The sequence below is a fragment of the Mesorhizobium sp. M0848 genome, from assembly GCF_040319805.1.
GTDB lineage: Bacteria > Pseudomonadota > Alphaproteobacteria > Rhizobiales > Rhizobiaceae > Mesorhizobium.
Genome location: NZ_JAMYOM010000013.1, coordinates 25,375 through 45,811, shown reverse-complemented (window position 1 = coordinate 45,811; position 20,437 = coordinate 25,375). Strand labels below are relative to the sequence as shown.

The following is a 20,437-nucleotide window of genomic DNA, read 5'->3' as shown; positions in this document are numbered from 1 at the left end:
GGAAACAATGATTTACAGCCTCATCCCAGCGCTCGTGTTCGGCTATTTGCTTGGCTCGATTCCGTTCGGGCTCCTGCTCACCCGCGCGGCTGGCCTTGGCGATGTGCGCAAGATCGGCTCCGGCAATATCGGCGCCACCAACGTTCTGCGCACCGGAAACAAGGGCCTTGCCGCCGCGACGCTGCTGCTCGACGCGCTGAAGGGCACGGCCGCCGTGCTGATAGCAGGCCATTTCGCGCCTGACCTGGCGATCTGGGCCGGTCTCGGCGCCTTTCTCGGTCATCTCTTCCCGGTCTGGCTCGGTTTCAAGGGCGGCAAGGGCGTCGCCACCTATCTCGGTGTGCTGATCGGCCTTTCCTGGCAGGTGGCGCTGATCTTCGCCGTCGCCTGGCTGGTGATGGCATTCCTCTTCCGGTATTCCTCGCTTGCGGCGCTGACAGCGGCGGTCATCGTGCCGATCGCCCTCCATGTCCTGAGCACACCGCAGAATGCGGCCTTGTTCGTGCTGATGAGCATCATCGTTTTCATCAAGCACCGGGAAAACATTTCACGCCTGCTTGCCGGCACCGAGGGCAAGATCGGAGCCAAGGGGTGAGCGAGCCTGCCGCCGTCGTGAGTGGGCCGGCCGCCGGGCCGCGTCTCAGCGACCGGCAGCGGCTGAGCTGGCTGCGGCTGATCCGCACCCAGAATGTCGGCCCCGCATCCTTTCGCGACCTCATCAACCGTTTCGGTTCGGCCGAGGTGGCGCTGGAGATATTGCCGGAACTGATGATTTCGGGCGGCGCCATCCGGATCGCTCGCATCCCTTCCGTTGCCGAAGCCGAGGCGGAACTGGAACTAGCCGGAAAGGCCGGCGCCCGCTTTGTCGGGATCGGTGAGACAGACTACCCACCCCTGTTGCGCAACATGGACCATCCGCCGCCCCTGCTGGCGGTAAAGGGCAACGCAGCTGTTTTCCGGCTGCCGGGTGTCGCCATCGTCGGGGCACGCAACGCGTCGCTGGCCGGCATCAAGATGGCACGCATGCTGGCAGCCGACCTCGGCCGCGACGGCTACGCAATCGTCTCCGGCCTGGCGCGCGGCATCGACACCGCGGCGCATCAGGGCAGTCTTGCGACCGGCACGATCGGCGTCCTGGCTGGCGGTCTCGACCTGCCTTACCCGCCTGAAAATGCCGGCCTGTGCGAGGAAATCGCCGAGCGTGGCGCCATCATTTCGGAGATGCCGTTCGGCTGGCAGCCGCGCGCCCAGGATTTTCCGCGCCGCAACCGCCTTGTTGCGGGTGCGGTCCTTGGGCTGGTGGTGGTCGAGGCAGCGCAACGCTCCGGCTCCCTGATCAGCGCCAGGCTTGCCGGCGAAATGGGCCGGCTGGTCTTTGCCGTGCCGGGCTCACCGCTCGATCCACGCGCCGCCGGTACCAACGGCCTGCTCAAGGATGGTGCCACCCTGGTCACCGAGGCATCGGATATTTCCAGGGCGATCGCCCCGCTGACCGGCATGCGGGCGCCCGACGTGCCGCCGTTCGAAGAGCCGCCCGACTTCTCGGCCACACCACCGCCCGGCGAAAGCGACCGCGCCCGCGTCATCGAGGCGCTCGGCCCGACGCCAGTGGCGGTCGACGAGATCATCCGCCACACCGGCCTGCACCCGGCCCAGGTCTTCATGGTGCTGCTGGAACTCGACCTCGCCGGCCGGCTCGAACGCCACGCCGGCGCCAATGTTTCGCTGGTGTTCGGGGAGCCTTCGGTCTGACGCTGTTCGCATTTTCGCGCCGCCGAACTCCTTCGAGAAGCTCGGCGAGGATGGCCTTTTCAGCCGGCTTTCCGCTTTGCCGCGCCTGTGCTCATCTGTTCGACGCCAAGACCGGCCGGCGGATTGTAGGGCAAAGGTCTGATATCCCGAGGCAAAGGTCTCAAGCAAAAGTTGGCTCTTGCCACTCGCGTCCGTTGGCACCAATCTCGCTCAGCCGCTCATCGGTGGATGTCGGCATGACAGGATCTTGCCATGACACGCGATCAGATGCTCGCCCACCTTCGATCCGCCGACGCGGTCGCGCGCGAGGCGGCGGCGCATGGGCATCATCCGTTTGGTTGCGTGCTGGTCGGGCCGGACGATCGGGTGCTGATGCGGCAAGGCAATCTCGACACGGTGCGCCACGCCGAGACGGAGCTCGCCCGGCGCGCCGCGGCAGCCTACGAGCCGGAGTTCTTATGGCAATGCACGCTGGTCTCAACCGGTGAGCCCTGCGCGATGTGCACCGGAACGCTCTACTGGGCGAATATCGGCCGGCTGGTCTACGGCTTCGAGGAGACCGAGCTGCTGGCGCTCACCGGGGATCACGCAGAGAATCCGACGATGAGCCTCTCTTCGCGCACCGTCCTCGACTCCGGCCAGAAAAAGATCGAGGTCTTTGGCCCCTTCCCCGAAATCGCCGACGAGATGCTCGCACCGCACCGCGCTTTCTGGAAGCGTTGACGGCTTCCCCACCGGTTGTGGTGTGCCCTTCCCGAGAGATGGGTGACAGTTTATCGCGTGGATTTGGTGAGCGCGATGGGATTCGAACCCATGACCTACTGATTAAAAGTCAGTTGCTCTACCGGCTGAGCTACGCGCTCCCGCGGGCGAAAGGCGGCCCTCGAAATTGCGCGGAACATAGGGAGAGTGCCTCGACCGGTCAACCGGAAAAAGAGGGCTCGCAAACACGGGCGGCTTCGCCCTGTCGCGACACTTGCCAGCCGCGCCATCGGTGGGAGAACAGCCAAGGGAACACTGGCATTTCTGCCCGACAGCGGCATCCAGTCTGGGGAACAATTGTATGGGCCGCTCGTTTTCCCGGCACAGGGACGTCCGCCAAACTATCGAGGAGAAGACCAATGAACAGAATCACAACGAGCCTGCTGGCGGCCACTCTCTCCGTCACATTCGTTGCGGCGGAGGCGGTGTCCGTTAATGCCCAACCGAACTATGTGCCGCAATCCCAGGTCGCGGTGCCGGATGTGCAGACAGTCCAGTACCGGGAGTGGCGTAAGGACCGCCACAATCGCAATTTTTCGCGTGACCGCAGTTTTTCGCGTGACCGCAATTTTTCCCGCAATCGCGGCGCATATTGGAACGGCCATCGGGGCTATCGCGAATATCGCCCCGGCTACCGTCGTCACGGCGATTATTGGTTCCCGCTTGCCGCCTTCGCTACTGGCGCGCTGATTACCGGCGCAATCATCAACAACGAAAACAACCGCGTCTACGGAGGCAACGCCCACGTCCAATGGTGCTACGACCGCTATCGCAGCTACCGTGCTTCGGACAACACGTTCCAGCCGAATTACGGCCCTCGCAAGGAGTGCCGTTCGCCTTACTGATCAAGGCGCGTTTAAGTAGCTGAGATGCGTTAGTGGAGCTCGCGCCGGCAACGGCGCGGGCTTTTGATCCTTTGGCCGGAAGACGAACAGTTGCCGTCAGCTTGCCCAGTTGATGCTCTTGAGCATCAGATAAAAGCCACCGCCGTCCTCTCTGCTGGGACAACGATAGATACCCAACCCATTGCAGATACGGGCCATCACCGCACTGAGTTCCCAACCAACCACTTCCAGCGCATTGTCCGCATCCGTCGCATAGGCTTGGGCCAGTTCGTCGATGCCATTCTGCTCCCCGAAGGATCGGACTAGCTTTGCATCGCTGAGGAGCTCGCTGGGCGGGCTGGAATTTGCCCAAGCCCACAGCCAGTTTCCGGCCTCCGTGCTGGTTGAGCCGACAATCTGGATTTCGGTAACGACCTTGGCGACCCCGTCTTGCGAGAACAGAAGCGTTCCGGCCGTCAGGTCATAGTCATAGCGCAACCAGCTACCGAGGTGGAGATCTTTTTTCAAGCGTGCATTCTTGGCCTTCAGCTGTTCGATAGCCTCGTCGCGCCAAGCAGGATACCAATCTGGCTGCATTCCTCGCGCCCCATCACCCGCCACTGATGGCTGTTTATGACACGCTGAGCGTCCTGCGCACAGCATCGCGCCAACCAGCGAGCTTAGCTGCGCGCACGGAGCCATCCATGTCCGGCTTGAAGCGCCGTTCGAGTGCCCAACTCTTCGCAAACTTCTTTGCATCCGGCCAAACGCCAGCTTTCGAGCCGGCCAGCCAGGCTGCACCGAGCGCGGTCGTCTCGAGAATGGTCGGGCGGTCGACCGGCGCATCGAGGATGTCGGCCAGCCGCTGCATGGTCCAGTCCGACGCCACCATGCCGCCATCGACACGCAGCACTGTCTTGGCCGAAGCGCCTTTCCAGTCCTTGCGCATGGCGTCGAGCAGGTCGCGTGTCTGGTAGGCGACGGATTCGAGCGCGGCGCGGGCAAACTCCGCCGGTCCTGAATTGCGCGTCAGTCCGAAAATCGCACCGCGTGCCTCGGCGTCCCAATGCGGCGCGCCGAGCCCGACGAAGGCCGGCACCAGATAGACGTTTTGGGTCGGATCGGCTTCATCAGCCAGTTTGCCGCTCTGTTCGGCCTTGCCGATCACCTTGATGCCATCACGCAGCCATTGCACCGCAGCACCGGCAATGAAGATCGAGCCCTCCAGCGCGTAAGTCGTCTTGCCGTTCAGCCTGTAGGCAATGGTGGTCAAGAGCCGGTTCTTCGAACGCACCAGGTCGCTGCCTGTGTTGAGGAGCGCAAAACAGCCGGTGCCGTAGGTCGATTTCATCATGCCTGGCTCGAAGCAGGCCTGGCCGATGGTTGCCGCATGCTGGTCGCCGGCGACACCGAGGATTCTTATCTCGGCGCCAAAGAGATTTTTCTCCGTGATTCCATAGTCATCGGCGCAGTCCTTCACCTCGGGAAGCATTTCTACCGGGATGTTGAGGATCGACAGCAACTCGTCGTCCCAGGCATTCTCAGCGATATTGTAGACCAGCGTGCGCGAGGCGTTGGTGGCGTCCGTTGCGTGGACCTTGCCGCCGGTCAGCCGCCAGATCAAAAAGCTGTCGATGGTGCCGGCGAGCAATTCGCCCTTCTCGGCGCGTTTTCTGGCGCCCTTCACCTTGTCCAGCATCCAGGCGATCTTGGTGCCGGAAAAATAGGGATCGAGCAGCAGCCCGGTTTTCTTAGTGAATGTCTTCTCCAACCCTTGCTTCTTGAGTTTCTGGCACAGCGGCGCGGTGCGCCGGTCCTGCCAGACAATGGCATTGTGGATCGGCTTGCCGGTCGCTCTGTCCCAGATGACCACGGTTTCGCGCTGATTGGTGATGCCGATCGCGGCCACGTCGGAAGCATTCCGGCCGGCCTTCTTCAGCGCCGCCTTCACGGTCGACACCACACTCGCCCAGATATCCTCGGGATCGTGCTCGACCCAGCCGGAAGCCGGATAGTGCTGGGCGAATTCCTTTTGCCCGCTGCCGGCGACCTTCATCTCGCCGTCGAACAGTATCGCCCGGGTCGAAGTCGTGCCCTGGTCGATGGCAAGGATATATCCGGTCATTATGCCTCCCCGCTTTGTCTTTTACACAAACAGGGGAGACGGCAAGATGCCGCCTCCCCCAATGTCACACGGGCGCAGACGCCCGCTTAGAACAGTCTTACTTTTGCCAGCTCTTCACCAGCTCGTCGTAATTGATGGTGACCGGCTTTTCCTTCTCGTTCTCGATCTTCAACTGAGGAGCGAGATTGCCCTTCTTGACCGCGTCGGCGTTCCAGTAGGCGAGGTCATGCTCTTCGGCCATCTTCGGGCCGATATCGCCCTGGATGCCGGCCTTTTCCAGGCGTTCCATGACCTTTTCCTGCTCGGAGCAAAGCGAGTCCATCGCCTCCTGCGCCGTCTTGGCACCCGACGACGCATCGCCGATCGCCTGCCACCAGAGCTGTGCCAGCTTCGGATAGTCCGGAACGTTCGTTCCGGTCGGCGACCACTGAACACGGGCCGGCGAGCGGTAGAACTCGATCAGGCCGCCGAGCTTCGGAGCGCGTTCCGTGAAGCTCTTGTCCTGGATCGTCGACTCGCGGATCAGCGTCAGGCCGACATGGCTCTTCTTCACGTCGACCGTCTTCGATACGACGAACTGCGCATAGAGCCAGGCGGCCTTGGCGCGATCGTCAGGCGTGGACTTGAGAAGCGTCCATGAACCCACGTCCTGGTAGCCGAGCTTCATGCCGTCCTTCCAGTAGACGCCATGCGGCGAGGGAGCAAAGCGCCATTTCGGGGTGCCGTCCGCGTTCACGACCGGCAGCCCTTCCTTGACGAAGGAGGCGGTGAAGGCGGTGTAGGTGAACATCTGCTGCGCGACCGTGCCCTGCGACGGGACGGGGCCGGATTCGCCGAACGTCATGCCTTGGGCTTCCGGCGGCGCATAGGCCTTCAGCCAATCCAGGTACTTCTGGATCGAATATACGGAAGCCGGGCCGTTGGTGTCGCCGCCGCGCGCGACGCACGAGCCGACAGGCTGCGACTTCTCGTTGACCTTGATGCCCCATTCGTCGACCGGAAGACCGTTCGGCAGGCCCTTGTCGCCATTGCCGGCCATGGACAGCCAGGCATCGGTGAACCGCCAGCCGAGCGAGGGGTCCTTCTTGCCGTAGTCCATGTGGCCATAGACCTTCTTGCCGTCGATTTCGCGGCCGGTGAAGAACTCGGCGATGTCCTCATAGGCCGACCAGTTGACCGGAACGCCGAGGTCGTAGCCGTACTTGGCCTTGAAATCGGCCTTGTTCTTCTCGTCGTTGAACCAGTCGTAGCGGAACCAGTAGAGGTTCGCGAACTGCTGGTCCGGCAGCTGGTAGAGGTCGCCGTCCGGAGCGGTCGTGAACTTGGTGCCGATGAAGTCGGCGAGGTCGAGGTTGGGATTGGTGACATCCTTGCCCTCATTCGCCATCCACTTGGTCAGGCTGCGCGCCTGCTGGTACCGCCAGTGGGTGCCGATCAGGTCGGAGTCGTTGACGTAGGCGTCGTAAATGTTTTCGCCCGACTGCATCTGCGTCTGCAGCTTCTCGACGACATCGCCTTCGCCGATCAGGTCGTGAGTGATCTTGATGCCGGTGATCGCGGTGAAGGCGGGCGCCAAGACCTTGGACTCATAGCTATGCGTATCGATGGTCTCGGAGACCACCTTGATGTCCATCCCGGCGAAAGGCTTCGCGGCATCGATGAACCATTGCATCTCGGCTTCCTGGGCGCCGCGATCGAGCGTCGACAAGTCCTTGATTTCGTTATCGAGGAAAGTCTTGGCTTCGTCCATTCCGGCATAGGCCTGGCCTGCTCCCCAGAGCAGGACAAGCGCAGTCGTTGATGTTAAAAATTGCCTTCGCATTTCGTTTCCTCCACTTTTCAAGTTTCAAGTGCGATCTGGAGCGGCCGTCGGCACGCGGTCGCTCCAACAGTTTCCCCCTCTATACGTAGCGGAACACGCCGACGGCGTAGACTACGGAGAGAGCGAGAGCCCACCACAGGTTGGGTCCGACAAGACCCAGCCAAGCGAGATGGATAAAGGCGCTGCCGAGCAGCGAAACAAAGAGGCGGTCGCCGCGCGTCGTCTCGAAGCGCAGGAGGCCGACCCGGAGATTGCCGCCAGGCGAGGCGTATTCCCAGACCGCCATGCCACAGAGCAGTACCAGGATCGTGATGAAAAAGATCGCCGTTGGCAGCGTCCATGCCATCCAGGTGAGGTTCATGGTCATACCCTCCCCAGGGCAAAGCCCTTGGCGATGTAGTTGCGGACGAACCAGATCACGAGCGCGCCTGGAAGGATGGTGAGCACGCCGGCGGCGGCCAGCACGCCCCAGTCGAGCCCGGAGGCCGAGACCGTACGCGTCATGATCGCCGCGATCGGTTTGGCGGCCGTCGTGGTCAAGGTCCGCGCGATCAGCAGTTCGACCCATGAGAACATGAAGCAGAAGAAGCAGGCCACGCCGACGCCGCTTGCGATCAGCGGCATGAAGATTTTCAGGAAGAAGCGCGGGAAGGAATAGCCATCGATATAGGCGGTCTCGTCGATCTCCTTCGGCACGCCGGACATGAAACCCTCGAGGATCCAGACCGCCAGCGGCACGTTGAACAGGCAGTGCGCCAGCGCCACCGCGATATGCGTGTCGATCAGCCCGAACGCCGAATAGAGCTGGAAGAACGGCAGCGCGAACACTGCCGGCGGCGCCATGCGGTTGGTCAGCAGCCAGAAGAAGAGGTGCTTGTCGCCGAGGAACCGGTAGCGCGAGAAAGCGTAGGCCGCCGGCAGCGCCACCGAAACCGAGATCACCATGTTCATGACGACATAGATGATCGAATTGATGTAGCCCTTGTACCAGGACGGGTCGGTGAAGATCACGATGTAGTTGGCCAGGGTCGGGCTCTTCGGCCACAGCGAAAACGCGCCCAGAATCTCCTGATTGGTCTTGAAGCTCATATTGACCAGCCAGTAGATCGGCAGCATCAGAAAGATGATGTAGATCGTCGGCACCAACCACCAGAACCGGGATTCTTCGCCGCGTCGGCGCATCAGCCGCGCAAGCTGGTCCTGCGACAATGTGCTGGCGAGCCCGTCCGAAACCGCCGTCTCACGCACTCGGTCCTGCCTCGTCGTTCCTTCGTTGGCGCCGCTCATCTCAGCGCTCCGCATCGACATTGGTCATGACGGTGTAGAACACCCAAGACAGCAAAAGGATGATCAGGAAGTAGATGATCGACATGGCGGCCGCCGGCCCGAGATCGAACTGGCCGATCGCAATCTTGACCAGGTCTATCGACAGGAACGTCGTCGAATTGCCAGGGCCTCCGCCCGTGACCACGAACGGCTCGGTGTAGATCATGAACGAGTCCATGAAGCGCAGCAGCACTGCAATCAGAAGCACGCGGTTCATCTTCGGCAGCTGGATGTAGCGGAACACTGCCCAGCGTGAGGCGCCGTCGATCTTGGCCGCCTGGTAGAAAGCATCGGGGATCGAGACCAGTCCGGCGTAGCAGAGCAGAACGACGAGGCTTGTCCAGTGCCATACGTCCATCAGGATGACCGTCACCCAGGCATCAGTCGGATCGTTGACGTAGTTGTAGTCGAAGCCGAGCGCCGACAGCGTGTAGCCGAGCAGGCCAATGTCGATGCGGCCGAATACCTGCCAAATCGTGCCGACGACGTTCCACGGGATCAGCAGCGGCAGAGCCATCAGCACCAGGCAGACCGGCACGCCCCAGCCTTTCTTTGGCATGTTGAGAGCGATGAAGATGCCGAGCGGAATCTCGATGGCGAGGATGGTTGCGGAAAAGATCAGGTTGCGGACCATCGACAGCCAGAAGCGTTCCGACTCCAGAATTTCGGTGTACCAGTCCGAGCCGTTCCAGAAGAAGACGTTGTTTCCGAACGTGTCCTGCACCGAATAGTTGACCACCGTCATCAGCGGGATCACCGCCGAGAACGCCACCAGCAGGAGGACCGGCAGCACCATGAACCAGGCCTTGTTGTTCCAGGTCTTCTCCATCTAGGCCTCCATCTCGACACGCCAGGAATCGGCATAGATGTTGATGCCGGCCGGGTCGAACCGCACCTTCGGATCGGCGGGCAGGGTCTCGTCCTCACCGATCACGGCAGAAATATCGCGGCCTTCGAGCTTGGCGCGCACCACCTTGTGGCGGCCGAGATCCTCGACCTTGCTGACCTGCACGGCCATGCCTTCGCGGCCGAGCCGGACATATTCGGGACGGATGCCGAGCTCGACGGCGCCGCTGCCTGCCTTTGGCGCGCCCGGCAGTTCGATGCGCTGCGAGCCGAGTGTCGCCGTCTTGCCGTCGATTGCCACCGGCATGACGTTCATGCCCGGCGAGCCGATAAAATAACCGACAAAGGTATGGCGTGGCCGTTCGAACAATTCGGCCGGTGTGCCGATCTGCACGATGCCGCCATCATACATGACCACGACCTGCTCGGCGAAGGTCAGCGCCTCGGTCTGGTCGTGGGTCACATAGACCATGGTGTAGCCAAAGCGGCGGTGCAACTGCTTCAGCTGCGAGCGCAGCACCCACTTCATGTGCGGATCGATGACGGTCAGCGGCTCGTCGAACAGGATGGCGTTGACGTCGGAGCGCACCAGCCCGCGGCCGAGCGAGATCTTCTGCTTCTGGTCGGCGGTCAGGCCCCTCGCCTTCTTCTTCGCCCAGGACGCCAGATCGATCATCTCCAACGTCTCGCGAACCTTGCGGTCGACATCGGCTTCCGGCACGCCGCGGTTGCGCAGCGGGAAGGCCAGATTATCGTAGACGGTCATGGTGTCGTAAATGACCGGGAACTGGAACACCTGCGCGATGTTGCGCTCCTGCGTCGATAAATTGGTCACGTCCTTGCCGTTGAACAGCAACTGGCCGTGCGAGGGGTGCAACAATCCCGAAATGATGTTGAGCAGCGTGGTCTTGCCGCAACCGGAGGGCCCGAGCAGCGCATAGGCGCCGCCGTCCTCGAAGACATGATGCACTTCCCGCAGCGCGAAATCGGCATCCTTCTGCGGGTTCGGCAGGTAGGAATGTCGGACATGGTTGACGTCGATGCGTGCCATCTCTTTGCCCTCAAGCCGCCAGCTTCGACGCAGTCACGGCGCTGCCGTGCTCGTCGAAAACCATGATGTGGCGCGGATCGATGAACACCTCGACCACCTCGTCTGGCTCGAAATGCCTGATACCATGGGTCAGCATGACCCAGCGCGCATCGGCGAAATCGAGATGGATGAAGCTCTCCGATCCGGTGATCTCGGTGATCGTCACCTTGGCACGCACCGGCACCGCCGCCGCATTGGGCCGCTCGAGCGACAAGTGGTGCGGCTGAAAACCGATCGTATAGATGGCGTCGGCAATGCCGGAGAGTTCGGCCGGCACCGGTAGGTTCACGCCGCCCTCGAGCAGGAAATCCCGACCCTTCTTGGCGAGCACGATGGTGTTAAGCGGCGGATCGGAAAACGTCCTGGCTGTCACCAGATCTACCGGCTTGCGGAACACCTCGATGGTCGGTCCGAACTGGGTGATCTTGCCTTGCGAAAGCGTCGCCGTGTTGCCGCCAAGCAGCAGGGCCTCGTGCGGCTCGGTGGTGGCGTAGACGAAGATGGTGCCGGCGGCGGCGAATATCCTGGGCAATTCGGCGCGCAGTTCCTCGCGCAATTTGTAGTCGAGATTGGCGAGCGGTTCATCGAGCAGGACCAGGCTGGCGTTCTTGACGATGGCGCGCGCCAGTGCGGTGCGCTGCTGCTGGCCGCCGGACAGGCTGAGCGGCGTGCGGTCGAGATAGGGTGTCAGCTTGAGAAGTGCGGCGGCTTCACGTACCTGGCTGTCGATCCTGGCCTGCTCGATGCCAGCTACCCGCAGCGGCGAAGCGATGTTCTCATAGACGGTCATCGCCGGATAGTTGATGAACTGCTGGTAGACCATGGCGATCTTGCGCTTCTGCACCGGCACGCCGGTGACATTCTGACCGTCGAACCAGATCGAACCGGAGGTTGGCACATCGAGGCCGGCCATCAGCCGCATCAAGCTGGTCTTGCCCGAAAGCGTCGGTCCGAGCAGGACGTTGAGCGAGCCGTGCTGGAGCGTCAGCGACACGTCGCTTATATGCTCGACCGCACCGACCGTCTTGGTGACGTTTCTCAGTTCCAGCATGACGCCTCCTCCCAGGCCTTCCGCATCAGCTCAAACCCCTCTTCATTCGGCAGCCGCGACATGGCGCCGGCTTATGCCGCGCATGAATTCATCGAGCGCCGCCACCTGCTCGCGGCTGAGATGCAGACCGCGCTTGGTCCGGCGCCACAATACATCTTCTGATGTGACGGCCCATTCGTTTTGAACGAGATAGCGCACCTCGGCCTCATAGAGATCGGCGCCGAAGTTGCGGCCGAGATCGACGTTCGATTTGGCCAGCCCCAACAGCATCCTCGCGCGGGTTCCATAGAGCCGGGTCAACCGGCGAGCCAGGCGCGCGTCGAGGAATGGATAAGCGGTTTTCAATTTCGCCACTTCGGCATCGAAACCGGTGGCCGGGAAATCGCCGCCCGGCAGTGGCGCGTTTGCCGTCCACGGCTTGCCGCGCTTGCCGAGAAAACCCTCGATCTTTTCCAGCATCGATTCCGACAGCCGGCGATAGGTGGTGATCTTGCCGCCGAAGGCGTTGACGATCGGGGCGGCGCCCTCGCCGCCATCGGCCTTGAGCACATAGTCGCGCGTCGCTTCCTGCGCCTTGGAGGCGCCGTCATCATAGAGCGGACGGACGGCCGAATAGGTCCAAACGATGTCCGAGCGCTTGACGGGTTGGGCGAAATATTCGCTTGCCGCGGCGCAGAGATAATCGATCTCGGTGTCGCTGATCTTCACGTCATGCGGATCGCCGGGATAATCCTGGTCGGTGGTGCCGATCAGGGTGAACTCTTCCTCATAGGGAATGGCGAAGATGATGCGGCCATCCTTGTTCTGGAAGAAATACGCGCGTGGATCGTCGAACTTCCTGGCGATGACAATGTGGCTGCCCTGCACGAGACGAACATTGTGCACATCGTTGAGCCCGACGACGCCGGACAGCACATGATCGACCCAGGGGCCGGCGGCATTGACCAGCAGTCGCGCCTTGATCTCCTCGGTCTCGCCGGTCTGCAGATCCTCGATCTGGATTGCCCACAGGCCGTTTTCGCGGCGCGCGCCGGTCACTTTCGTGCGGGTGCGAACCGTGGCGCCGCGGTCGGCGGCATCACGTGCGTTCAGCGCCACCAGCCGCGCGTCATTGACCCAGCCATCAGAATATTCGAAGGCCTTCTTGAACAGCGGCTTCAAAGGCTTACCGGCCGGATCCCTGGCCATGTCCAGCGTCCGGGTCGCGGGCAGCAATTTGCGCCCGCCAATGTGGTCGTAGAGGAAGAGACCGAGCCTGATCAGCCAGGCCGGGCGCAGGCCCTTGGCATAGGGCAGCACGAAGCGCATTGGCCAGATGATGTGCGGCGCGTTCTTCCACAAAACCTCGCGCTCCATCAGCGCCTCGCGCACCAGGCGGAATTCGTAGAATTCGAGGTAGCGCAGGCCGCCATGGATCAATTTGGTCGAACCCGAGGAGGTTCCGCTGGCGAGGTCGTTCATCTCGGCGAGAAACACGGAAAAGCCACGACCGACGGCATCACGGGCAATGCCGCAGCCATTGATGCCGCCACCTATGACGAAAATGTCACGGATCGGAGATGCGTCCACAATTCCTCCAACGATTTCGCATTGCACCATTTTTGGGCTTTTACGAAACCGTGTCGGAATTATTTCGAAATGATAACGAATGTCAAACGAAATATCACGAGCGCGTGATATCGGGTGAAAACCGCCTAGGCGAGCGACGTCTCGATCAGCTGAACCTCGGCCTCCTGGCAGATCTTGCGCACTGACGGGATGTCGCAACGATCGGTGATGAAGGTGTTGACCTGCGACAGATGGCCGATGCGCACCGGTGCGGTTCGCTCGAATTTGGTCTGGTCGGAAACCAGGATGACATGCCTTGCATTGGCGATGATCGCCTGCGCCACCTTGACCTCGCGAAAATCGAAATCGAGCAAGGCGCCGTCATGGTCGATGGCGGATGCACCGATCACCGCGTAGTCGACCTTGAACTGCCTGATGAAGTCGACCGCCGCTTCGCCGACCACACCGCCATCGGAACCGCGCACAACCCCGCCGGCGATCACCACCTCGATCGAGGGATATATCCGCATCCTATTGGCAACATTGATGTTATTGGTGATGACCATGAGACCGTTGTGATCGAGCAACGCCTTGCTGACCGACTCTGTCGTGGTGCCGATGTTGATGAACAGCGAGGCATTGTCGGGAATCAGTCTGGCGGCCGCACGGCCGATCGCCTCCTTTTCGTCGGCGGCGATCTTGCGTCTCGCCTCATACTCCATGTTCTCGATGCCGGAGGGATACAGCGCGCCACCATGGATGCGCGAGAGCAGCCGCTGGTCGCACAAATCGTTGAGGTCCTTGCGTATGGTCTGCGGCGTCACATTGAAGTGGGCGGCCAGATCATCGACCAGCACGCGGCCATGATCCTTGGCCATCTGGATAATCTCGGCATGGCGCGGCGACAGATACATAGGCAACCTCCCGTTTTCGTTTTTCTTGTCTATAGTCGAAAACGAAACCGATGAAAAGGCATAAGCCGGCTAACGAAATCAGCGATCCAAGCCACGTGCGATATCAGTAATCACCACAAAAGCCATATCGACATCGGCGGCGGTCGCCTCGAACTGGCCGACCTGGAAACGGATTGCTATCAGTCCATCAACCTTCGTCTGCGTCAGGTAGATGCGGCCATCGTCGTTGATCGCATTGACCAGGCGCAGATTGTGCTCGTCCGCATCGGTTGCGGTCTTGTGTCGGAACGAGAACAACGACAGCATCGGTTCGCTGACGATCTCGAAATCCGGCTCCCTTGCCAGCCGCGCCGCCAACCCTTCGCTCCACGCGACATGATTGCGGATCATCATGCGCAGGTTTTCCAGACCATGGGCGCGCAGCAGGAACCACAATTTCAGGGCGCGGAAGCGCCTGCCGAGCGGCACCGACCATTCCGAATAGTTGATGATGCCGTCATGACCGTGCGTCTTCAGATAATCCGGCTTGATGGCCAGCGTCTTCACATGGCTTTCGGGGTCGCGCAGGAACTGGATCGAGCAGTCGAACTGGGCGCCCAGCCATTTGTGCGGGTTGAAGACGATCGAATCGGCGCCTTCGACGCCTGTCCAGAAATGCCGATACTCCGGACAGATCATCGCCGACCCCGCCCATGCGGCATCGACGTGGAGATAGAGCCCATGCCGCCGCGCCACCTCTGCCACCGCGGCGATGTCGTCGGTGCCGCCGGTGCTGGTGCCACCGACGCAAGCGATGATGCCGGCCGGCAGCATGCCCGCTTCCCGGTCGGCGATGATTGCCGCCTCGAGCGCTGCGGTGTCCATGGCGCGAAAGCGGCCGCCGACCGGAATGCGCACGAGATTGTCCTCGCCGATGCCTGACACCCAGATCGCCCGGTCGATCGATGTGTGCACCTGATCGGAGGAATAGATGCGCAGCCGCGCCTGCCCTGCCAGGCCTTGTTTGTTGCCTTGCCACTCGAGTGCCCGCTCGCGCATGGTGAGCACCGCGGCCAGTGTCGCCGACGAAGCCGAATCCTGGATCACCCCGGAAAACCCTTCGGGCAGGCCGAGCGCCTGGCGCATCCAGTCGACGGTGCGCGTTTCGAGTTCGGTCGCTGCCGGTGACGTTTGCCAGAGCATGCATTGCGCGGCCATCGCCGAAACCAGATATTCCGCCACCACCGAGACCGGCGCCGCATTGGCCGGGAAATAGGCGAAGAAACGCGGATGCTGCCAATGTGTCATTCCAGGCAGGATCTTCTCTTCGAAGTCGGCGAAGATCCGGTCCATCGGTTCGGCGTCTTCGGGCGGCGACGCCTCTATGCCTCGGAAAATGTCGCCAGGCTCGACCAGCGGCCGCACCGGCCGCTCGCGCAGCGTATTGCGGTAGTCGGCGCCCCAGTCGGCGGCGCGCCGCGACCATTGCCGGAAATCATCGTTGTTCATCCTGTCCTCCCGACATGATCCATCGCTACCATCCATCGCGGCTGGTCTCTTTATTAATTAACGCGTGAAATATATGCAACCAGCAACGGATGCCGCACGCCTCAGCCGGGGAAATCCGGCAGGCTGGCAAAGGCCGTCTTCAGCGCATTCGACCAGCCGTCGGAGATCGTGCGGTAGTACTGGTCATCCTGGCCGATCCGCTTCTTCAATCCGACCTTGAAGGCGTCCTTCTCCAGGAAGAGCAGGTCGAGCGGCAAGCCGACGGACAGGTTCGACTTCAACGTCGAATCGAACGACACCAAAAGCAGCTTCACCGTCTCGGCCAGGCTCATCGTCCTTTCGTAGGCGCGGATGATGATCGGCTTGCCGTATTTGGTCTCGCCGATCTGGAAAAACGGCGTGTCATCGGTCGATTCGATGAAATTGCCTTCGGGATAGATCATGAACAGGCGCGGCTCGCTGCCCTTGATCTGACCGCCGAGGATGAAGGACGCATTGAAATAGGAATCCGCCTTTTCGCCAGCGGGTGACGAATTGGCGATGACCTCCTTGACCGTGTCGCCAACAATGCGGACCGTTTGGTACATCGACGGCGTTTCGAGCACCGTAGAATGCCTTTCGGAGATCGCCTTGGTGCGCTCGTCGAGCAGGCTGACCACGGCCTGCGTCGTCGCCAGATTGCCCGCCGACATCAAAACGATGACACGCTCGCCCGGCTCTTCCCAGACATGCATCTTGCGAAAGGTGGAGATGGAATCCATGCCTGCATTGGTGCGCGTGTCCGACATGAACACGAGCCCGCGGTCGATCTTCAGGCCAACGCAATAGGTCATGGAATCTCTTCTAGAGCAATTCCAGGAAAAGTGTGAAGCGGTTTTCCGTGCGGAATTGCGTTAAAACAAGGGGATAGAGCGGTTCGGCGTTCCTTGAAACGATGAATCGCTCGGCAGCAATCGTGCGGAGGATTACTGCTCCACCGTGACGGTGACCGCAAGCCGTTCTTCCGCCTGTCCCAGCCGAATTCCCGACACCGGCGTGGCGTCGCGGTAATCGCGGCCCGTTGCCACCTTTACATAACGCTCGTCGGGTGAAATGCCATTGGCGGCATCAAAGGCAACCCAGCCGAGACCCGAGACATGCGCTTCGGCCCAGGCATGGCTGGCCGCCTGCTCGACCGTGGCATCCAGCATCAGATAGCCGCTGACATAGCGAGCTGGAAAGCCCATGGCGCGGGCGGCGGCGGCAAAGATATGGGTATGATCCTGGCAGACCCCGGTCTTGAGCGCCAAGGCTTCCTCCGCCGGCGTCGTCGCGTTGGTGGTGCCGGGCGTGTAGGCGACGCGTTCGCCGATGATGGCCATCAGCCGGTGCAGCCTTTCAATGTCGCTGCCCTTGCCGACCGACGCGGCGAGATCGCGAACACCGCTGCCGATCGTCGTCAATGGTGTCTCATGGCTGTACAGCCAGAGCGGCGTAAAGCCCTGGTGTGGTCCCGAGACACCCGCGGTGTCGCGCGTCACCACTTCGCCTGATGCTTCCACAGTGATGAAGTCGCGCTCGCCCTCGACGCTCAACAGCCTTGTGTCGTTGCCGAAATGGTCGACGAAGCGGACCTCTTCGCGCGCGCCTTCGATCGCCAGAGCCCAGGACAGAATGGTCTGCGTCGATCCGCTGACCGGAAGCAGCCGCAGCCGCTGCAACAGATAGTGCACCGGCGCATCGTAGCGGTATTCGGTCCGATGGGTGATCTTCAGCCGCATGCTTCTATTCCGTTTGTGAGCACGATCTCCGGACAAACGGTTTCCATTTGTCTGAGAAAACCGGCTCCACCTTTCGGGACCATGCTCAATTGAACCGATAATCTTGTGCGATCTCTTCGCCTAGCTTGGTGTTGTCGCGAATGAAATTGGCCAGGAATTCATGCAGGCCGGCGTCGAATATGCCCTTGATCGACCCGGCTCTCAGCATTGTCTGCGTCTTCTCGGCCGTTGCGTGGCAGGCATGGCGTTCGCCGTAATCGTCGCCGAGGAATTTCAGATGCTCCGACAGGAAGCGATAGCAGAACATCAGCGAGCGCGGCATACGAACGTTGAGGATCAGATAATCGGCAATGTTGGTCGGCTTGTAATCGGCGTCGTAGACCCAGCGATAGGAGCGATGCGCCGAGACCGAACGCAGGATCGATTCCCACTGATAATTGTCGAGCGTCGAGCCGACCCAGGAGATCGACGGCAGCAGCACATAATATTTCACGTCGAGGATGCGCGCCGTGTTGTCCGCGCGCTCGACATAAGTGCCGAGCTGCGAGAAGTCGAAGATCTCGTTGCGCAGCATGGTGCCGTAGAATGAGCCGCGGATCAGCGCCGTCTCGCGCTTGATGGCGTCGAGCACGCTGGGTAGGTCGCGCTCGTCGATCGGCCTGGCCAGCATCCGCTTCAGCGACATCCAGGCTTCGTTGATGCTTTCCCAGGTTTCGCGCGTCAGCGCGGTACGCACCATGCGGGCATTGTTGCGGGCCGTCTCGATCGACGCCATCGTGCTCGACGGGTTCGACGTGTCGCGCAACAGGAAGTCGGCGACATTGGCGGCGGTATAGTCAGAATATTTCTGGCTGAAGGTGACGTCGGAACCGGCGCTGAGCAGCACCGAACTCCACTCTTCCGAGGCGCTCTGCGTGCGGGTCAGCGCCATGCGCAGGCCGGCATCGACCAAGCGCGCCATGTTTTCCGCCCGCTCGATATAGCGGTTCATCCAATAGAGCCCGTTGGCGGTGCGGCCTAAAAGCATTGAATTGGCCCCTCGGGCTAGTGAGTAGGGAATAGGCAGTAGGGAATAGTAAGAGTTTGAATCTCAATGGAATATGGCATTTCCCTGTCCTCTGCTTCCACTACTGCCTACTGCCTGCTGCCTGCTGCCTGCTGCCTAATTCCTTACTCACTCACTTCAATCATCCAGCACCCACGTATCCTTCGTCCCGCCGCCCTGCGAGGAATTGACCACCAGCGAGCCTTCCTTCAGCGCGACGCGGGTCAGCCCGCCGGGCACGATCTGGATGCGGTCGGAGACCAGCACATAAGGCCTGAGATCGACATGGCGCGGCGCCAACCCCTTTTCCGTCAGGATCGGGCATGTCGACAGCGCGAGCGTCGGCTGGGCGATGTAATTCGAAGGTTTTGCCTGGAGTTTCTTGGCAAACGTCTCGCATTCCTTCTTGGTTGCTGCCGGCCCAACCAGCATGCCGTAGCCGCCGGAACCGTGCACTTCCTTGATCACCAGTTCGTCGATGTGTTCGAGCACGTATTTCAGACTGTCGGGCTCCGAGCAGCGCCAGGTTGGGATGTTGCCCAGGATCGCCTTGCGGCCGGTGTAGAATTCGATGATCTCGGGCATGTAGGAATAGATCGCCTTGTCGTCGGCGATGCCGGTGCCCGGCGCGTTGGCGATGGTGATGTTGCCGGCCCGATAGACATCCATGATGCCGGGTATGCCAAGTGCGGAGTCCGGCCGGAAGGTCAGCGGGTCGAGGAAGGAATCATCGACGCGGCGGTAAAGCACATCGATCTGCTTGTAGCCTTCGGTCGTGCGCATCGCGACATGCCCGTCGACGACCCGCAGATCCTGGCCTTCGACCAGTTGCACGCCCATCTGGTCGGCGAGGAAGGCGTGTTCGAAATAGGCGGAGTTGAAACTGCCGGGCGTCAGCACCGCAATGGTCGGCGCACCCTTTGTGCTTTGCGGCCGCACCGCCGCCAGCGACTGGCGCAGAAGCTGAGGGTAGTTTTCCACCGGCCGCACCTTGATCTTCTGGAACAGCTCGGGGAACAGCTGCATCATCGTCTCGCGGTTCTCCAGCATGTAGGAGACGCCCGACGGCGTGCGCGCATTGTCCTCCAGCACGTAGAATTCGTCCTCCGAGATGCGGACGATGTCGACGCCGATGATGTGGGTATAGACGCCGGCCGGCGGCCTGACCCCGATCATCTCCGGCAGGAAGGCCTCGTTCCTGGCGATCAATTCCCTGGGGACGCGCCCTGCGCGCAGGATTTCCTGGCGATGGTAGATGTCGTCGAGGAAGGCGTTCAGCGCCTGCACGCGCTGCTCTATGCCCTGCGTGAGGCGCCGCCATTCATTGCCTGAAATGATGCGGGGAACGATGTCGAACGGGATCAGCCGCTCGGAGGCTTCCTGCTCGCCATAGACGGCGAAGGTGATACCGGTCTTGCGGAAGACGCGTTCGGCGTCCTGCATCTTCTCGGTCAACCTGGCTGGGTCCTGCTCCTTCAGCCAGCGATCATAAGCCGAATACGGTCTTCTCAATCCGGAGACTTCCGGAAGCATTTCATCGAACGCTGCCAATCGCATACTCCCCTGTGACGCCATTTCACTGGCGTCGCCGGAGAAAATCAAGCGCAATCGGTGATTTGGGAGATACGGGCGATCAGTATGTTGCGCCTGCCTAAAATTGAGGCAGTCGAAATATGACCCTGGTCAGCCTTTGCCTCGTGCCCGGGCAAATGCGTTTGCCAGCTAGAAAGCGCGGAACGTGACGACGGTGAACGTGTCCTTGATGCCGGGGAGAATCTGCACCTTCTCATTGACGAAATGGCCGACGTCTTCCTCATCGTCGACGTAGAATTTGGCGAGCAGATCGTAATTGCCGGCGGTGGAGTAGATTTCCGAGGCGATCTCGGCATCGGCAAGCGCGCTGGCAACCTCATAGGATTTGCCGAGCTCGCATTTGATCTGCACGAAAAACGCCTTCATGGCTTCGTCCCGCTAAACGTCCAAGTCCAGCGGCCCTTCTGGCAGACTGGAGGCGGGCTTTCAAGCGCTGGAATCCGTACCCAGCCGGCCCAGGCCTGGGCTGCGACCTTCCGCAGCTGCTACAC

General features: G+C 61.3%; 20 protein-coding genes and 1 tRNA gene. 4 read left to right on the top strand and 17 right to left on the bottom strand.

Annotated features, from left to right (window positions below; all coding sequences use genetic code 11):
• The first annotated feature begins 7 nt into the window (after positions 1-7).
• The 3 genes from plsY to NKH95_RS16495 all read left to right on the top strand — a co-directional run bounded on the left by plsY (position 8) and on the right by NKH95_RS16495 (position 2,475).
• The gene (gene plsY / locus NKH95_RS16505; protein ID WP_352612931.1) at positions 8-595 is read left to right on the top strand and encodes a glycerol-3-phosphate 1-O-acyltransferase PlsY; all 588 of its coding nucleotides are present in this window, start codon (positions 8-10) and stop codon (positions 593-595) included.
• Between the two features lie 17 nt (positions 596-612).
• Positions 613-1,752: a DNA-processing protein DprA gene (gene dprA, locus NKH95_RS16500; RefSeq protein ID WP_023812967.1), complete on the top strand. Its 1,140-nt coding sequence runs from the start codon at positions 613-615 to the stop codon at positions 1,750-1,752.
• A 252-nt stretch (positions 1,753-2,004) separates the two neighbouring features.
• Positions 2,005-2,475: a nucleoside deaminase gene (locus tag NKH95_RS16495; RefSeq protein ID WP_352612933.1), complete on the top strand. Its 471-nt coding sequence runs from the start codon at positions 2,005-2,007 to the stop codon at positions 2,473-2,475.
• Positions 2,476-2,539: 64 nt separating this feature from the next.
• On the opposite strand, the gene NKH95_RS16490 is transcribed toward NKH95_RS16495, so the two are convergent.
• A tRNA-Lys gene (locus NKH95_RS16490) sits at positions 2,540-2,615 on the bottom strand.
• Between the two features lie 258 nt (positions 2,616-2,873).
• On the opposite strand from NKH95_RS16490, the gene NKH95_RS16485 reads away from it, so the two are divergent.
• Positions 2,874-3,359, top strand: a complete 486-nt coding sequence (locus tag NKH95_RS16485; RefSeq protein WP_023812969.1) for a BA14K family protein — start codon at positions 2,874-2,876, stop codon at positions 3,357-3,359.
• A 96-nt stretch (positions 3,360-3,455) separates the two neighbouring features.
• Here the strand turns inward: NKH95_RS16485 and NKH95_RS16480 are convergent, their stop codons facing one another.
• The 16 genes from NKH95_RS16480 to NKH95_RS16405 all read right to left on the bottom strand — a co-directional run bounded on the left by NKH95_RS16480 (position 3,456) and on the right by NKH95_RS16405 (position 20,312).
• The gene (locus NKH95_RS16480) at positions 3,456-3,935 is read right to left on the bottom strand and encodes a DUF6882 domain-containing protein (protein ID WP_352892055.1); all 480 of its coding nucleotides are present in this window, start codon (positions 3,933-3,935) and stop codon (positions 3,456-3,458) included.
• A 34-nt stretch (positions 3,936-3,969) separates the two neighbouring features.
• Entirely contained in the window at positions 3,970-5,463 is a 1,494-nt protein-coding gene (glpK, locus tag NKH95_RS16475) for a glycerol kinase GlpK (protein ID WP_352892054.1), read from the bottom strand.
• Between the two features lie 97 nt (positions 5,464-5,560).
• Positions 5,561-7,285 (bottom strand): ABC transporter substrate-binding protein, encoded by a 1,725-nt coding sequence (locus NKH95_RS16470; RefSeq protein WP_352442606.1) that lies wholly within the window; start codon positions 7,283-7,285, stop codon positions 5,561-5,563.
• Between the two features lie 79 nt (positions 7,286-7,364).
• Positions 7,365-7,646, bottom strand: coding sequence for a DUF2160 domain-containing protein (locus NKH95_RS16465; protein WP_352442605.1), 282 nt, complete (start codon positions 7,644-7,646; stop codon positions 7,365-7,367).
• Between the two features lie 2 nt (positions 7,647-7,648).
• Positions 7,649-8,572, bottom strand: coding sequence for a carbohydrate ABC transporter permease (locus NKH95_RS16460; RefSeq protein WP_027036701.1), 924 nt, complete (start codon positions 8,570-8,572; stop codon positions 7,649-7,651).
• A 1-nt stretch (position 8,573) separates the two neighbouring features.
• On the bottom strand, positions 8,574-9,440 hold the full coding sequence (locus NKH95_RS16455) for a carbohydrate ABC transporter permease (RefSeq protein ID WP_023812975.1): 867 nt from the start codon (positions 9,438-9,440) through the stop codon (positions 8,574-8,576).
• Positions 9,441-10,508: an ABC transporter ATP-binding protein gene (locus NKH95_RS16450; RefSeq protein ID WP_023812976.1), complete on the bottom strand. Its 1,068-nt coding sequence runs from the start codon at positions 10,506-10,508 to the stop codon at positions 9,441-9,443.
• Between the two features lie 10 nt (positions 10,509-10,518).
• A complete protein-coding gene (locus tag NKH95_RS16445; RefSeq protein ID WP_352442604.1) occupies positions 10,519-11,598 on the bottom strand; it encodes an ABC transporter ATP-binding protein in 1,080 nt (359 codons plus the stop codon).
• 42 nt (positions 11,599-11,640) lie between these two features.
• Positions 11,641-13,167, bottom strand: coding sequence for a glycerol-3-phosphate dehydrogenase (gene glpD, locus NKH95_RS16440; protein ID WP_023812978.1), 1,527 nt, complete (start codon positions 13,165-13,167; stop codon positions 11,641-11,643).
• 125 nt (positions 13,168-13,292) lie between these two features.
• Positions 13,293-14,060 carry a DeoR/GlpR family DNA-binding transcription regulator gene (locus NKH95_RS16435; RefSeq protein ID WP_023812979.1) on the bottom strand — a complete coding sequence of 256 codons (768 nt, stop codon included), beginning with the start codon at positions 14,058-14,060 and terminating at the stop codon, positions 13,293-13,295.
• 78 nt (positions 14,061-14,138) lie between these two features.
• Positions 14,139-15,548 carry a pyridoxal phosphate-dependent decarboxylase family protein gene (locus NKH95_RS16430; protein WP_023812980.1) on the bottom strand — a complete coding sequence of 470 codons (1,410 nt, stop codon included), beginning with the start codon at positions 15,546-15,548 and terminating at the stop codon, positions 14,139-14,141.
• Positions 15,549-15,649: 101 nt separating this feature from the next.
• Positions 15,650-16,381, bottom strand: coding sequence for a proteasome-type protease (locus NKH95_RS16425; protein WP_023812981.1), 732 nt, complete (start codon positions 16,379-16,381; stop codon positions 15,650-15,652).
• Positions 16,382-16,513: 132 nt separating this feature from the next.
• Complete coding sequence (locus tag NKH95_RS16420) at positions 16,514-17,308, bottom strand: transglutaminase family protein (protein ID WP_352774228.1); 795 nt, start codon at positions 17,306-17,308, stop codon at positions 16,514-16,516.
• An 85-nt stretch (positions 17,309-17,393) separates the two neighbouring features.
• Complete coding sequence (locus tag NKH95_RS16415) at positions 17,394-18,335, bottom strand: alpha-E domain-containing protein (RefSeq protein ID WP_023812983.1); 942 nt, start codon at positions 18,333-18,335, stop codon at positions 17,394-17,396.
• 156 nt (positions 18,336-18,491) lie between these two features.
• Entirely contained in the window at positions 18,492-19,904 is a 1,413-nt protein-coding gene (locus tag NKH95_RS16410) for a circularly permuted type 2 ATP-grasp protein (RefSeq protein ID WP_023812984.1), read from the bottom strand.
• 171 nt (positions 19,905-20,075) lie between these two features.
• Positions 20,076-20,312: an Lrp/AsnC family transcriptional regulator gene (locus NKH95_RS16405; protein WP_010909609.1), complete on the bottom strand. Its 237-nt coding sequence runs from the start codon at positions 20,310-20,312 to the stop codon at positions 20,076-20,078.
• Positions 20,313-20,437 lie beyond the last annotated feature (125 nt).

Excerpts from the sequence above, each read along its gene's own strand:
- plsY (WP_352612931.1), top strand. The coding sequence starts at position 8 with ATGATTTACAGCCTCATCCCAGCGCTCGTGTTCGGCTATTTGCTTGGC.
- NKH95_RS16495 (WP_352612933.1), top strand. The coding sequence starts at position 2,005 with ATGACACGCGATCAGATGCTCGCCCACCTTCGATCCGCCGACGCGGTC.
- NKH95_RS16485 (WP_023812969.1), top strand. The coding sequence starts at position 2,874 with ATGAACAGAATCACAACGAGCCTGCTGGCGGCCACTCTCTCCGTCACA.
- NKH95_RS16480 (WP_352892055.1), bottom strand. The coding sequence starts at position 3,935 with ATGCAGCCAGATTGGTATCCTGCTTGGCGCGACGAGGCTATCGAACAG.
- glpK (WP_352892054.1), bottom strand. The coding sequence starts at position 5,463 with ATGACCGGATATATCCTTGCCATCGACCAGGGCACGACTTCGACCCGG.
- NKH95_RS16470 (WP_352442606.1), bottom strand. The coding sequence starts at position 7,285 with ATGCGAAGGCAATTTTTAACATCAACGACTGCGCTTGTCCTGCTCTGG.
- NKH95_RS16465 (WP_352442605.1), bottom strand. The coding sequence starts at position 7,646 with ATGAACCTCACCTGGATGGCATGGACGCTGCCAACGGCGATCTTTTTC.
- NKH95_RS16460 (WP_027036701.1), bottom strand. The coding sequence starts at position 8,572 with ATGAGCGGCGCCAACGAAGGAACGACGAGGCAGGACCGAGTGCGTGAG.
- NKH95_RS16455 (WP_023812975.1), bottom strand. The coding sequence starts at position 9,440 with ATGGAGAAGACCTGGAACAACAAGGCCTGGTTCATGGTGCTGCCGGTC.
- NKH95_RS16450 (WP_023812976.1), bottom strand. The coding sequence starts at position 10,508 with ATGGCACGCATCGACGTCAACCATGTCCGACATTCCTACCTGCCGAAC.
- NKH95_RS16445 (WP_352442604.1), bottom strand. The coding sequence starts at position 11,598 with ATGCTGGAACTGAGAAACGTCACCAAGACGGTCGGTGCGGTCGAGCAT.
- NKH95_RS16435 (WP_023812979.1), bottom strand. The coding sequence starts at position 14,060 with ATGTATCTGTCGCCGCGCCATGCCGAGATTATCCAGATGGCCAAGGAT.
- NKH95_RS16430 (WP_023812980.1), bottom strand. The coding sequence starts at position 15,548 with ATGAACAACGATGATTTCCGGCAATGGTCGCGGCGCGCCGCCGACTGG.
- NKH95_RS16425 (WP_023812981.1), bottom strand. The coding sequence starts at position 16,381 with ATGACCTATTGCGTTGGCCTGAAGATCGACCGCGGGCTCGTGTTCATG.
- NKH95_RS16420 (WP_352774228.1), bottom strand. The coding sequence starts at position 17,308 with ATGCGGCTGAAGATCACCCATCGGACCGAATACCGCTACGATGCGCCG.
- NKH95_RS16415 (WP_023812983.1), bottom strand. The coding sequence starts at position 18,335 with ATGCTTTTAGGCCGCACCGCCAACGGGCTCTATTGGATGAACCGCTAT.
- NKH95_RS16405 (WP_010909609.1), bottom strand. The coding sequence starts at position 20,312 with ATGAAGGCGTTTTTCGTGCAGATCAAATGCGAGCTCGGCAAATCCTAT.